Annotated in this window: 11 protein-coding genes; 5 read left to right on the forward strand and 6 right to left on the reverse strand. The window is 44.1% G+C overall.

What is annotated here, in order from left to right; genetic code table 11:
- Positions 1–182: 182 nt before the first annotated feature.
- Positions 183–1,178, reverse strand: coding sequence for a type I glyceraldehyde-3-phosphate dehydrogenase (gene gap, locus ASV53_RS17360; RefSeq protein ID WP_094958017.1), 996 nt, complete (start codon positions 1,176–1,178; stop codon positions 183–185).
- A gap of 486 nt (positions 1,179–1,664) precedes the next feature.
- On the opposite strand from gap, the gene msrB reads away from it, so the two are divergent.
- On the forward strand, positions 1,665–2,048 hold the full coding sequence (msrB, locus tag ASV53_RS17365) for a peptide-methionine (R)-S-oxide reductase MsrB (protein ID WP_062690980.1): 384 nt from the start codon (positions 1,665–1,667) through the stop codon (positions 2,046–2,048).
- A gap of 131 nt (positions 2,049–2,179) precedes the next feature.
- Here msrB and ASV53_RS17370 read toward each other — a convergent pair whose 3' ends face one another.
- Positions 2,180–3,055 carry a DUF2989 domain-containing protein gene (locus tag ASV53_RS17370; RefSeq protein WP_239928835.1) on the reverse strand — a complete coding sequence of 292 codons (876 nt, stop codon included), beginning with the start codon at positions 3,053–3,055 and terminating at the stop codon, positions 2,180–2,182.
- A gap of 337 nt (positions 3,056–3,392) precedes the next feature.
- Between ASV53_RS17370 and ASV53_RS17375 the strand changes: the two genes are divergently transcribed.
- The gene (locus tag ASV53_RS17375) at positions 3,393–3,692 is read left to right on the forward strand and encodes a YeaC family protein (protein WP_094958018.1); all 300 of its coding nucleotides are present in this window, start codon (positions 3,393–3,395) and stop codon (positions 3,690–3,692) included.
- A gap of 63 nt (positions 3,693–3,755) precedes the next feature.
- Here the strand turns inward: ASV53_RS17375 and ASV53_RS17380 are convergent, their stop codons facing one another.
- The 3 genes from ASV53_RS17380 to sppA all read right to left on the reverse strand — a co-directional run bounded on the left by ASV53_RS17380 (position 3,756) and on the right by sppA (position 7,577).
- Positions 3,756–4,424, reverse strand: a complete 669-nt coding sequence (locus ASV53_RS17380; protein ID WP_094958019.1) for a glutathione S-transferase family protein — start codon at positions 4,422–4,424, stop codon at positions 3,756–3,758.
- Positions 4,425–4,624: 200 nt separating this feature from the next.
- Positions 4,625–5,635, reverse strand: coding sequence for an asparaginase (gene ansA / locus ASV53_RS17385; RefSeq protein WP_062690983.1), 1,011 nt, complete (start codon positions 5,633–5,635; stop codon positions 4,625–4,627).
- An 85-nt stretch (positions 5,636–5,720) separates the two neighbouring features.
- Positions 5,721–7,577 (reverse strand): signal peptide peptidase SppA, encoded by a 1,857-nt coding sequence (sppA, locus tag ASV53_RS17390; protein WP_094958020.1) that lies wholly within the window; start codon positions 7,575–7,577, stop codon positions 5,721–5,723.
- A gap of 267 nt (positions 7,578–7,844) precedes the next feature.
- On the opposite strand from sppA, the gene ASV53_RS17395 reads away from it, so the two are divergent.
- From ASV53_RS17395 to ASV53_RS17405, 3 genes are all read left to right on the forward strand, one after another.
- On the forward strand, positions 7,845–9,860 hold the full coding sequence (locus ASV53_RS17395; RefSeq protein WP_094958025.1) for an NADPH-dependent 2,4-dienoyl-CoA reductase: 2,016 nt from the start codon (positions 7,845–7,847) through the stop codon (positions 9,858–9,860).
- Between the two features lie 186 nt (positions 9,861–10,046).
- Complete coding sequence (locus ASV53_RS17400) at positions 10,047–10,595, forward strand: NAD(P)H nitroreductase (protein ID WP_094958021.1); 549 nt, start codon at positions 10,047–10,049, stop codon at positions 10,593–10,595.
- A gap of 157 nt (positions 10,596–10,752) precedes the next feature.
- Entirely contained in the window at positions 10,753–12,687 is a 1,935-nt protein-coding gene (locus ASV53_RS17405) for a DNA topoisomerase III (RefSeq protein WP_094958022.1), read from the forward strand.
- A 76-nt stretch (positions 12,688–12,763) separates the two neighbouring features.
- Here the strand turns inward: ASV53_RS17405 and ASV53_RS17410 are convergent, their stop codons facing one another.
- The gene (locus ASV53_RS17410) at positions 12,764–13,915 is read right to left on the reverse strand and encodes a GGDEF domain-containing protein (protein WP_239928836.1); all 1,152 of its coding nucleotides are present in this window, start codon (positions 13,913–13,915) and stop codon (positions 12,764–12,766) included.
- Positions 13,916–14,230 lie beyond the last annotated feature (315 nt).

The following is a 14,230-nucleotide window of genomic DNA, read 5'->3' on the forward strand; positions in this document are numbered from 1 at the left end:
ATTTATTATAAGAATAGTTGAATTCGATAAGCGCTAAACCATGCATAAGTGAAGGGATATGCTGGTATTTGAGGGGCGAGAGTCGCAGATCCAATGACATTTGGGTATGGCTAACGAGCAGGTACAAAAAAGGCGACTCAAGAGCCGCCTTTTGTCATCGCTTACCGCTTACTAAGTATTAATTACTTAGAGATGTGTGCGATTAGGTCTAGAACTTTGTTTGAGTAACCGATTTCGTTGTCGTACCAAGCTACAACTTTAACGAATTTGTCAGTTAGCGCAACACCAGCTTTAGCATCGAATACTGAAGTTTGAACTTCACCGATGAAATCTTGAGAAACAACAGCGTCTTCAGTGTAACCAAGTACACCCTTAAGCTCGCCTTCTGATGCTTCTTTCATAGCAGCACAGATAGTTTCGTAAGATGCAGCAGTTTTTAGGTTAACTGTAAGGTCAACAACAGAAACGTTTGCAGTTGGTACGCGGAAAGCCATACCAGTTAGAAGGCCGTTTAGTTCTGGAAGAACAACGCCTACAGCTTTAGCAGCACCAGTTGAAGATGGGATGATGTTCTGAGAAGCACCACGACCACCACGCCAGTCTTTAGCAGAAGGACCATCTACAGTTTTTTGAGTAGCTGTAGTTGCGTGAACTGTAGTCATAAGACCAGATTCGATACCGAACTTGTCGTTAAGAACTTTAGCAACAGGTGCTAGACAGTTAGTAGTACAAGAAGCGTTAGAAACGATGTCTTGGCCAGCGTAAGTAGAGTCGTTAACACCCATTACGAACATTGGAGTTGCGTCTTTTGAAGGACCAGTAAGAACAACTTTCTTAGCACCAGCAGTGATGTGCTTACGTGCAGTCTCGTCAGTTAGGAAAAGACCAGTTGCTTCAGCAACTACGTCAACGTTGATTGCATCCCACTTAAGATCTTCAGGGTTACGCTCAGCAGTTACACGTACAGTTTTACCGTTAACGATTAGGTTACCGCCTTCAACTTCAACAGTACCGTTGAAACGGCCGTGAGTTGAATCGTACTTAAGCATGTATGCCATGTAGTCAACGTCGATTAGGTCGTTGATACCAACAACTTCGATGTCGTTGCGCTCTTGCGCTGCACGGAAAACAAAACGACCGATACGGCCAAAACCATTAATACCTACTTTGATAGTCATTGTAGTTGCTCCACAACTTAATTTCTAATGAAAGATAACTGGTAGTAAAATTACAGAATACTGAGTGACGCTGCAAGCAAAAAAGGCGGTTAAATTGCTTGAGGTCAAAAAAAAGTTCGGAATTTTTTTACATTCCCACTACATCGCCGACAAATCATACGAAACTTGTTTAATTAATCACCATTGACGTTGTTAACTTTTAATATTGAGCAAATCTATTTTTTGCGTGCACTTCGATTAATTCGGTAACTAAACACTCATAGCGCAAAAAGTATGTGCCACATAAGTGTGAATTGGCAACTTTTTAAGCAAAATCTTAAGAGCGGGTTCTTGTTGTTGTGAGATAAGAGTGAGCAAACTACTAATACTTGTAATGATAATGCATCGTCCTCTAACCATGGGTAGCGAATTTATTGTGGCGTAGTATGATTAGAAAAGAGCCGTAAAAATGTTGCTCAGTGTTAAAAGGAAGAAACAGGAATTACAATGACTAATAAAAACGATGCGTACTGGCGAGAGAAATTATCCCCTGAACAGTATCAAGTCTGTCGTGAACAAGGTACTGAAGCGCCGTTTAGTGGCACGCTTCTGCATAATCGTGAAACGGGTGTTTATCATTGCACATGTTGTGAAGCGCCATTATTTCAATCGAATAATAAATATGATTCAGGTTGTGGCTGGCCTAGCTTTGATGCCCCGATAGAAAAAAGTGCTATTCGATACATTGAAGACAACTCGCATGGGATGAGCCGAACAGAAATTCGTTGTGCAGAATGTGATAGCCATTTGGGGCATGTATTCCCTGATGGCCCTCAAACAACGGGCGAGCGTTATTGTGTTAACTCAGTGTCGTTGCAATTTAAAGCATGATGCTGTTCTAAAAAAGATGAAATATTCTTACAAAACTAAAGGTACCCAGAGCGGTACCTTTTTTATTGTTGTTATTTTTTGAGGGAAGGGCGGAGATTGCACTGCAAGGGTGATGTTTTCGCTAGAGGGCTTTATTGGCCGAGAGATGCGGTGAATGTTCCGCGTTTAAGTGCTTTGATCACGACTTTTGCATGTTGTTCTATTTGCTCTCGCTTTTCATCTGTCATTGGATAGAAGCTAGCTAGCTTTTCTTTATTAGCGACAGGCATATTAAATTCAGCACCAACAATTGACCAAAGGTAGGCATGCTCGTTATTTTTCTGTTGATGGTGAATGGTGGCTAAAGATTGAATGATCTCAGGTTTTACCGTTTCCCCTTTTGTGTACAGTGATAGGGCATGCAACAAAATACTTACGGTTTTGCTTTGATCTTTACCACTGTAATAAGTGGCGAGTGCGAGCTGTAGATCCGGTGTTTCTAATGCGGGTTTCCCCTCCAATCGTAAAAATTGGCGCATTGCGCGTTTGTCACCTTGTGACCACCGGTAATAAATGATTTCGGGGTCGATGGAGTTTTCAAGTTCGGCATTAAGGCGGTCAATGGCATCGTAGCTATGAATTAGCGCTTTCATCCGATTACTTTTACGTTCTTTTAGTTCGGTGGGCTCGATGCGCGCGGCATACTCTAAACACATTTGATAACTATGAGTGAATTTCAGCTCTTTAAATTTCTCGCTATCAATAGGGTTTTTTAACACGTCATAACGTTTCCAGATCAAGCTGGCGCGTTGTAAGCGACATTGACCGTCATTAACATTCAATTGTGCGCAAATTTCCGGATAAGATTCACATAAGCTGTCTGTCGAACGGTGGCGTTCAAAGCAGCCACTCAGTGCCAGTGTGCAACCCATAACAGTCAGAAACTTGAATGTTGTTGCCTTTATTTTGACTGTTGAATTCATTGACTTTGAGTTGGTGTTTGTACGCATGTTAGGTGAAGCTCGCATAGTTTAACCTTATGGGGTTTCATTCTATATGAAAGCGGCAGGTAGGCGATGAAAACATAGTAAATTGTGATAGTTGTTCAGGAAAGACTTAGTTCTAATGTGGCTTTTGGTTGAATTCTCATCGAGATAAAATGCTCGTTGTTGATACTTTCTCGTGTTAATACTCGTATTATTGGTGGTGGAATTTGTGATCAGAAATGCACTATTCATACTGTAACTTGACTGTTACGTACCACTCATTAAAGGTAGCGCAATAGGCACTTAACTAAGCCAGATTTGTTTGGTGATGTGGTTTATTGATTTAATCGAAGCAGCACTGCTGATATGGAGAGTTGGAATGGATCTAGAACAAATATTACAAGCGATGACACCAGAAGTTTATCAACGTTTGATGACAGCGGTAGAAATTGGTAAATGGCCCGATGGAACAGCATTAACGCAAGAGCAGCGTGACGCAACAATGCAGGCTGTGATGTTATACCAATCCCGTAATAATCAAGATGCAGAGCATATGAGCGTTGAAGTTGGCGGTGAAATTAAGTTTAAGTCGAAAGCGGAGCTCAAGCGTGACTTTGGTGAGAATGGACCAACGGGGTCAGTCGACGATATTGCACGCTTCAACCATAGTGAACTATAAACCAATTGTTGGTGTGAAACTTAGCCGTACAATGCTGATTAATAATGGAAAGGGCATGCGATGTTAGGTGCTTTTTAGACTGATAGGGGAGCAATAGAATCCCCGTAGTTCATGGTCTTCTTCACTCATCATATTGGCGATAATGGGTTCTTGTTCAATCATCATTAAATAGGCGTGTAATTTAGGGTAGTCTGACTCTACGCGTAGGCCTGCCATCCAGCCGTTACGTAAAATACTCCACACACTGATCTCTGCCATTGAAAAATGTTCACCAATAAATCCACTGTTAGGCATTTGCTCTTCAAGGTATTGAAGTGCAAGTGGCAGGTGATGTTGGATGCATTGTTCAATGGCTTCTTCATCAACATCTTTATTTAGCATCTTGCCCCGCATGATCTTCTGGTAAAACAAGACACCGCTCACGAGTGATGTTAATCGCGTATCTGCGTACTCTTCTAACCATCTGATTTTTGCGCGTACCTTGGCATCACCAGAGTACAGTGGGGGGACAGGGTAGAGATCATCAAGGTAATGGGCGATGACAGTCGAGTCCATAATGCTTTGGCCATCATGCTCAAGAACAGGCACTTTTCCCATGGGGTGACGTTTGTGAGCGAGTTCTTTTTCTAAAAATGGATTTAAGGGCTCGAGTTGATAGCTAATGCCTTTATAGGCGAGCGAGAGCATGATTTTTCTGACAAAAGGGGAAATTGAAGCACCGTGTAGGATCATAAGTTTCTCTCAGGTAATCGTTCGACTTATCCAGATTAAGAGTATTACTTTGATTGTGATTACATGAAGTATTACCGTATCGACAGTAACGTATTCTTGTGTATTTTCAGTGCTACTAAGTGTAGTTGAGATATGAGGAAGCGGAGAAACAAAGAGCTGCATACGCAGCTCTTAGAGGGCAAAAACTTGAGTTCACTACGTTAGTGAGTCAGCTCACCACGTAGGTCTTGCTGCATCATGCTACGTACCGTTTCTGCTGGTAGGTTCTTCGACAGCAGGTAATGTAGTTTTGCTAACGCAGCTTCTGGCGTCATATCGTAACCGCTCAAAACACCTGCATCTGCCAGTGCACAGCCTGTTGCGTAGCCACCCATATTCACTTTACCTGATAGGCACTGTGTTAGGTTGATGACAATAACACCGCGATCTGTTGCTTCTTTCAATTGTGCTAACAAATCTGGATTTTGTGGGGCGTTACCCACACCAAAAGTAAGCAAAATCATAGCATTAACGGGTTGACGAAGCGTGTTGCGAATAACTTCCGGCGAAATACCTGGATACATAGTAATAACACCAATTGGTTGTGGTGTGATGTTATGTACCTTAAACGGTGCATCGGGCTTTTTATCAACTTCTACATTGTTAACTTGAATATTGATCCCCGCCTCAAGCAAAGGTGGTAGGTTTGGTGAAATGAATGCACCAAAACCATCTGCGTGGGCTTTCGTACTGCGGTTACCTCGAATTAATTGGTTGTTAAAGAACACAGTTACTTCGTTGATTGGGTAATTTGCAGCAACATGCAAAGAGTTCAGTAGGTTACTTTGGCCATCTGAACGGATCTCTGCAATTGGGATTTGCGAACCAGTAACGATCACTGGCTTATCTAGGTTATCAAACATAAACGACAAAGCTGACGCTGTGTACGCCATGGTATCCGTACCATGAAGAATGATGAAACCGTCGTAGTCGTCGTAGTTTTCTTTAATATCATCAGCAATGCGCTGCCAATCCGCTGGCGTCATATCCGAAGAATCGATCAGAGGCTCGTATTCATGGATAGTAAATTTTGGCATTTCTGAACGATGGAATTCTGGCATGCTTGCTAGTTGCTTTTCCATGAACCCCGCAACAGGAACGTAACCATGGTCTGACTTCTGCATGCCAATTGTGCCGCCAGTATAAGCAATGTAAATGTGTTTTCTTTCCATAATTCAGTACAGCTTTTTATCGGTTTGGTGCGCGCATTATACGGTTAACGCACGGTAAAAAAAGCCCAGCGTTGCTGGGCTGATCTCACTTTTCACTATTGGTGCAGTTTAGGCAGAAAGCATATTGCCCTTTTGGATCATTAAAGTTATTTAATGTGGTGAGGTCTGTTGCAACTTGGTGTGCTACAGGCTGTAATGCTGAAGGAACTTGTCCCAACAAGATATTATGTAAATGAACATTGATCTTGGCTGTAAAGCTCTGCAAAAAGAGTTCAGCAGGTGTTAGTTCTTCAGTTATCCATTGCAGTTCGTAGCTATCAAGTTCAGCAAGGTTTGCTGCCGACGCAATAGCATCATCAAAATCACCGAGCTGATCGACAAGGCCAAGATCCATTGCATCTTTACCCGTCCATACACGCCCTTGTGCAATATGGTCCGCTTGATCAAGAGACATATTTCGGTACTGGCTAACTAAACCAATAAAACGCTGATAGCCGTGTTCAACACCAAGCTGGAAGACTTGCGCGACACCTTCTGGTAGTTCACGGGTGACGCCAACACCAGCGAAAGGTGTTGTACCGACACCATCGTTATAAACGCCCATTTTTTCCAAGCCTTTTTCGAAGGTCGTTAAAATGGCGAAAATACCGATTGAACCAGTGATAGTTGTTGGTTGAGCAATGATCTTGTCGGCACTTGATGAAATCCAGTAACCCCCCGATGCCGCTAGGCTCGACATTGACACGACGACAGGTTTGCCTGCTTGCTTTAATGCATCAACTTGATTACGGATGACTTCAGACGCAAATGCACTGCCGCCAGGGCTATCAACACGTAAAATTACGGCTTTAACATTATCATCTAGGCGGGCATCACGAAGCATTGCTGCTGTGGTGTCACCGGCAATAGTGCCTTGTTGGCGACCATCACCATCTACGATTGCCCCACTTGCGACGACAACGGCAATTTTATTGCTGCTTGGAAGTTCAGCGGGCATCACAGTTGGCATGTAGTCGTAGTAGCTGATTTGTTTAAAGCTATCGTTATCATCGCTACCAAAAGCGTCGACTAACTTTTGTAGAAGTAGAGGACGGCTCACTAGCTCATCAACTAATCCCATGTTTAATGTTAGTTTTGCAAAGTCACCATTTACAGCCTTCAACTGCTTAACAAAATCATCAAGTTCAGGTGAGAGTGCCGATGCTTCTATTTGGCGGTTAGCGGCTACATCTTGCGTGTAAGCGCCCCACAGTTGGTTTAACCATGCAGTATTGGCTTCACGTGCAGCGTCTGACATGCTGTCGCGAGTGTAAGGTTCAACAAATGATTTGTAGGTGCCCACACGGAATACATGCGTATTCACGTCTAACTTGTCGAGTAGGCTTCTATAGTAGAGAGTGTAGCTACCGTAGCCTGTTAATAATACGCCACCGTCTGGTGACATAAAGACTTTGTCTGCGTAGCTTGCAAGGTAGTACTGGCTTTGGCTGAAATTATCACCAAAGGCGTAAACAGGTTTACCCGCCTCTTTAAACTCGTTAATCGCTTTAGCGATATAGCGCAGTTTGGTGAGATTAGTCCCTGCCATGTCTTTCAGATTCAGTACTAAGCCTGTGATGTTGTTATCTGTTGATGCGTGTCGAATGGTATCAACAATATCAAACAAGACATTTTCTTGTACTTGTGGGCGGCCTAGCGCATTACTGGTGAGTTGATCAACAGGGCTGATAATGCTGCGTTGCTCAACGATAGGGCCAGCTAAATCGAGCACAAGCGCTGATTTCGTCGCCTGTACTGGCTCTTCCGTTCTTTGCGTGAAGGCAAATATGATGATGCCAACAAAAGCCAAGAAAAACAGATTAAGAATAAGCTGGCGAGTGAAGCTGAGTAGTTTCCATAGAGCGCGGAAAATCTTCCCGATCCCTTTAAATAACATTTTCATGAAGCGTCCTGATAATGATTCCTGCTCTTATCCTAACGCAGGAAAGCGCTATGTCACAATTTTTCACCTAGATCCGTATGTTAGGTTAAGACCTACATAGCGTTAATACGTTCGATTTTTCATAAGTGATCAAACATTTCGGTCACGATTTTCTCTCAAAATCCTTGCATAGATCATGCTTTGTTGCGTTAATGTAAACAGATGTTTGAAATTTGTTGTTTGTTGACCATATACTGGTCTGACCATAATTAGAAAAGAATGGAAGCCATGAACGATAAATCTTACCCACACTTACTCGCGCCCTTGGATCTTGGTTTTACGCAACTAAAGAATCGTGTGTTGATGGGATCAATGCACACTGGGCTTGAAGAATCTCGTGATGGCTTTAAAAAGCTGTCTGCCTTTTATGCAGCTCGTGCCCGTGGTGGTGTGGGATTGATTGTAACGGGAGGTTTCTCACCTAACTTTCGTGGCCGATTGCATCCATTAAGTGCTGAATTTAGTTCAGCTCGTCAAGCTAGAGCACACCGTACTATTACCGATGCGGTGCATGAAGAGGGCGGAAAAATTGCCATACAGCTGCTTCATGCTGGTCGTTATGCCCTACATCCTTTTGCGGTGAGTGCCTCTGCTATTCGATCACCGATCGCGAAATTTACCCCAAGTAAGATGAGTGTTCGTCAAATTAACAAAACCATTGAGGCGTTTGCTAAAAGTGCAGAATTAGCACGTGAAGCGGGTTATGACGGCGTCGAGTTGATGGGATCTGAAGGGTATTTGATTAATCAATTTATCTGTCAGCGTTCGAACCATCGTTATGATGATTGGGGCGGTAGCTATGAAAACCGTATGCGTTTTCCTATCGAGTTGGTGAAAGCAGTAAGAAAACGTACGGGTAATGATTTTATCATCGTTTTCCGTTTGTCTATGCTGGACTTAGTTGAGCAAGGCAGTACTCATGAAGAAGTGGTAATGCTGGCAAAAGCGCTTGAATCGGCGGGTGTGACTATTTTGAATACGGGCATTGGTTGGCATGAAGCACGCGTCCCAACGATTGCTACGCAAGTGCCGCGTGCCGCGTTTGCTTGGGTAACTGAAAAGCTAAAAAATGAAGTGAACATTCCGTTAGTCACCTGTAATCGTATTAATACGCCAGATGTAGCTGAAGGTATTTTAGCGGGTGGACAAGCGGACATGGTCTCGATGGCTCGCCCGTTCTTGGCAGATGCTGAGTTCGTCAATAAAGCAGAACAAAATAGAGCCGACGATATCAATACTTGTATTGGTTGTAATCAAGCGTGTCTGGATCATGTTTTTGTCGGTAAACGCGCGAGTTGTTTAGTGAACCCACAAGCCTGTTATGAGACCGAATTAATATTGACGCCAGCGGTCAATAAACGAAAAGTGGCGGTTGTCGGGGCTGGGCCTGCGGGGCTGGCTTGTGCGAGTGCCGCCGCAGAGCGTGGTTTTAGTGTTGATTTGTTTGAGAAAAACGATTACATCGGCGGTCAGTTTAATTTGGCAATGCAAATTCCCGGTAAAGAAGAATTTAAAGAGACAATTCGTTATTTTAGCCGCCGTTTAGAGCAGACGGGTGTCAATGTGAAGCTGGGCCATGCCGCAACATTGGCTGAGCTCAAAGATTATGATGAAGTCATTGTAGCGACTGGGGTACAACCTCGTATGCCGCCGATCCCTGGTCTGAAAGACAGTGACAAAGTGGTTGATTACCAAACGCTAATTCGTGACAAGGTTGAAGTAGGCCAGAAAGTGGCGGTAATTGGTGCTGGTGGTATTGGTGTGGATGTGTCCACAATGCTGACAGAGCCAGAACATCAAGCCCTAGAGGACTGGTTGCAAGATTGGGGGATTGATACCGATATTAGTCATGCTGGTGGTTTATACCCGCATGAAGAGTATGTTAGCCAGCGTCAGGTATGGCTAATGCAGCGTAAACCGGGACGTGTTGGTAAAGGGCCGGGGAAAACCACGGGGTGGATCCATAAGAAAGTATTGGAGAAACGTGGGGTCGAACTCCTTGGTGGCGTCAGTTATGACAAGGTTGATGAGCAAGGGTTGCATATTACGGTAGAAGGGCAGTCACGCGTTCTACCTGTCGATAATATTATTGTTTGTGCTGGCCAAACATCCGTCAATGTACTAACAGACCAGCTTGAAGCTGCCAATGTAAAAGTCAGTGTCATTGGCGGTGCCGATGTCGCGGGTGAAGTTGATGCTAAGCGTGTTATTCGCCAAGCCGTAGAACTTGCGGCTAAGCTCTAAAACTAATCTTAGCAGGTCTGTTCAAGCTTGCTCAGTGGTGCTTGTTTAAAGGCACTTGTTCAATAAGGGCACTTGCTTAAGATTAATTGTTTAATAAAGCTGCGCAGGAAAAAGCACCGATACTTCTCGGTGCTTTGTGGTTATGATATTGTTAATCAATGATTATTATCATTAAAGGTTGTTGTTATGGATGCGCTCACACTGTTATTGAATCGTCGTTCGTTACCTAAGTTGCTGGAGCCTGCGCCGCAAGGTGAAGCACTCGACAATATTTTTCGGGCAGGTCTGCGCGCCCCTGATCATGCCGCGCTAACGCCATGGCGTTTTATTGTGTCGCAGGGTGAAGGGTTAACAAAATTAGCCGATATCTTAGTGGAAGCGGCAAAAGCTGATGGCGCAGATGAAGCTACCATTGAAAAGGCAAGTAAGGCGCCGTTTCGTGCCCCTATGGTGATTACGGTTGTAGCGAACGTGACAGAAAATGACAAAGTTCCTGTGATTGAACAGCACCTCTCTGCTGGTTGTGCCACCCAAGCCATGCAAATGGCAGCCGTCGCGCAAGGGTATGCAGGTTTTTGGCGTACGGGTAAATGGGCATACCACCCAGTTGTTCGTGAGTCGCTTGGTGTACATGGTGATGATCTTATTGTTGGCTTTTTGTATGTCGGTACATCGGGTTGCCGTGAAGCGAAAGTGCATGAACGCGATCTTAGCCAGTTTGTCGAATACTTGTAAAAATCACAGTCTCTATTAGCTGGGGGCGGTGTAAGTTATATAAATAAAAAAGGGAAGCAGAGGCTTTCCTTTACTGTCTTTTTATCCAGTATTTCTTGTTCTTGTCTTCCGCTTTAGTTAAAGTCTCCAGCTCATTGAAGTTTGTCGAATAATTGTTATGTCTCGTTTATTTATTGCTGAAAAACCTAGCCTTGGCCGTGCGATAGCAGCGGTACTCCCTCGTCCTCATAAAAATAATAACGGCTATATTGAAGCAGGTAATGGCGATATCGTCACTTGGTGTATTGGTCACTTGTTAGAGCAAGTTGAACCAGATGCCTACGATGAGAAATATAAAAAGTGGAATATGATCGATTTACCGATCTTGCCTGAACAATGGCAACTCACCCCACGAAAATCAGCCAAACAACAATTAAGCGTGGTGCGTAAATTAGCCAAGCAAGCGACAGACATTGTCCACGCGGGTGACCCTGATAGAGAAGGGCAGCTGCTGGTGGATGAAGTAATAGATTACGTAAAAGTGTCAGCTACTAAAAAAGCAAAAATTCAGCGTTTATTGATTTCAGATCTTAACCCCAGTGCGGTGAAGCGCGCTTTGTCTGCGATGCGCAGTAATCGAGATTTTATCCCCTTGTCTGTTTCAGCGTTAGCACGATCTCGTGCCGATTGGTTGTACGGAATGAATATGACACGGGCATACACCTTACTTGGGCAAAAGGGCGGCTACAAGGGCGTGCTGTCGGTTGGTCGTGTACAAACGCCAGTATTAGGTTTGGTAACTCGCCGCGATGATGAAATTGCCAATTTTGTACCTAAGCCTTTCTACGAGGTGTTCGCTCTAATCCCCTATCAAGATAACGATATTCGAGCGCGTTGGAAGCCAAGTAAAGCCTGTGAGCCTCATCAAGATGAAGATGGACGCATACTTAATCGTAAATTGTGTGAAAACGTTGTTGAGCGAATAAAAGGTCAGCCTGCCGAAGTCACTGAATCGGAGCGTAAAGAAACGCGCCAAGCCGCCCCTTTGCCGTATTCACTGTCTGCATTACAAATTGATGCCGCGAAACGCTTCAATATGAGTGCCGCCGATGTGCTTGCAACGTGTCAGTCTTTGTATGAAAAGCACAAAGTGATCACTTACCCGCGTTCCGATAGCCGTTATTTACCTGTAGAGCACTTCAAGCAGGCCAACGATGTTTGTAAGGCAATTCAAACAACCAGCAATGAACTCAACCAAGCGTGTGAAGGGGCGAATACTAGCCTGAAATCAAAAGCGTGGAACGATAAAAAAGTGGATGCTCACCATGCCATTATTCCCACGCCTAAAGGTGTTAACCCTGCATCCCTGAGCAGTGGTGAGGCTAAAATTTATCAACTCATCGCACGTCAGTACTTGATGCAGTTTTATCCTGCAGCCGTTTATAGTGAAGCGAAGTTAGTCTTTACTATTGCGGGAGGTGTTTTTATTGCCAAAGGGCGTCAGCTGATGAGTGCAGGCTGGCGAGAGTTGCTCGGTCGTGATGATAAGAGTAAAGACGAGGATCTTGCTGATAAGGTGCCACCGCTAGAGAAAGGCACAGTCTTAACCTGTCGCGAAGGTGAGATCAAAGACAAAATGACAGAGCCGCCAAAAGCCTTTACCGAGGCCACGTTACTGCAAGCCATGACAGGGATCGGCCGCTTTGTCTCAGACGCGTCATTGAAAAAAATTCTGCGCGACACCGATGGACTCGGCACTGAAGCAACACGAGCAGGTATCATGGAGATTTTATTTAAACGCCAATTGTTGCTGCGTGAGGGTAAAAATATACATGCTACTGATGCAGGCAGGGGGTTAATTTATGCTTTGCCGACAGAGTCTACTTACCCTGATATGACCGCGCATTGGGAGCACCAGTTACAAGATATGGCGGATAAAAAATGTGCTTACAAACCTTTTATGGATGCACTTCAGCTGCAAGTCAGTACTTTGATGGATAAAGTAAAAACCAGTGAAGTGCCGCTAAGTCTGCGAGAGCTAAAGTCGCCAGAATTTAAAAAAGGCGGCACTAAGAAGCGTAAGTATACAAAGCGAAAACCAACTAAACGTTAGTCCGTTAACTACTGGTAAACAGCCAGTGAATGAACCTTATGAAGCTGAGTTTCTCTTACTTGAGGCGTTTGGTTTTCTACTTAGGTGCTTGATGATACCCATCGGACTCTGTCGCAGTATGAAAATAATAGCCATTTTTACCAAGGGCTTTGGCTTTGTACAGTGCGTCATCGGTCAACTTAAATAAGCTGCTGGTTGAATGCTCAAGTGATGGGTTTATTGAAGCAACACCAATACTGATTGTCACGTAACTGGCATCATTGGGTTGCTTATGCTTTAACTTGAGCCTTCTGACTGCGTGAAGTGCTTGTTTTGCTGCGTAGACTGCTGCTTTGTGATTTTGACCCGGTAAGAGTAAAACAAACTCTTCACCACCATAGCGAGCAAAAAGCGCTCCAGCTCGACGTTCGATAGTATTGAGTGCGCTAGCGATCACTTGTAAGCATTGATCACCAGCGGCATGACCGTATTGGTCGTTATAAGATTTAAAGTTATCAATATCAATAATCAGTAAAGAAAGTGGCAGTTGGTGACGCTCTGCTCGCCGCCATTCATCTTTAAATTGGCAATCGAAGGCACGGCGATTTGCCACGCCTGTTAATGGGTCACATTTTGCCAGTAGCTCTAGCTGTTGATTTGCACTTTGTAACGCTTGGGTACGCTCTGTGACGCGGTGCTCCAGCTCTTTGTTCAAGCGGATCAGTTTCTCTTCTGCTTGTCGACGAACAAGGTGCTGCGACACAATAAAACCAAATTGTTTCAATAACTGGCGGTGATAACCTTTTAAAGGGCGTCCCGATATTAAGTTGTCACACGCAATCCAACCCACGGCTTTGTCTTCATCCCATAGCGCGACATAAGCATTCCATCCTGATCCTACAGGCTCTAAATCGTGATAGAGCTCGGTATTATCATTGATCACTATGTATTCCTGCCCTTTTAATGCATGTGAAGAAAACCAATGGTCAGGAATAGCGGATTCAAAGTAGTGCTCATCTACTGTAGCACCCGTCATATCAGTGCCATAGGTACCATGCATACGCAAATTTTCATCGAAAATAAAGATCGCCATTCTGTCGATATCGAGCTGTTTTTTCGCTTCATCAACGGCAGTGAAAAGTAGTTGATTGATGGATTCAGTACGCCACAGCATGAAGGAAATGTCGTGAAGTGCCTGTAATTGCTCAAGCAATGCCTGTTGATGGAATGATTGAATGTGGGGAAGCACTTCGCCACTCTCCTTGTTATTTTTGCTCGTGTAATAAGGTATTGTTAGCGAAATTTTAAGACTAAAGGTAGGTGCAGTTCTCAAATATGATCTGGCTTAGTTGCATATAGGGTGAAGTGTGTAGAACGTCACATTTTTGAGCGGGTTGTCGGTTGTCTTACAGAGGCAAATGCGCAGGATTGACCCAAGTGCTACGCGAGCACTTGAGACGAAGTGTGACTTGGCTTACCAAGGGATGTGTAGTGGTCAACTAAAATTGGTCACGGTTTTAGAGCTTTCCCAATATAATCGTTCTGACTCATTGGGAGTTAGACC

Source organism: Photobacterium sanguinicancri (genome assembly GCF_002265265.1).
In the GTDB taxonomy this organism is placed as follows: domain Bacteria; phylum Pseudomonadota; class Gammaproteobacteria; order Enterobacterales; family Vibrionaceae; genus Photobacterium; species Photobacterium sanguinicancri.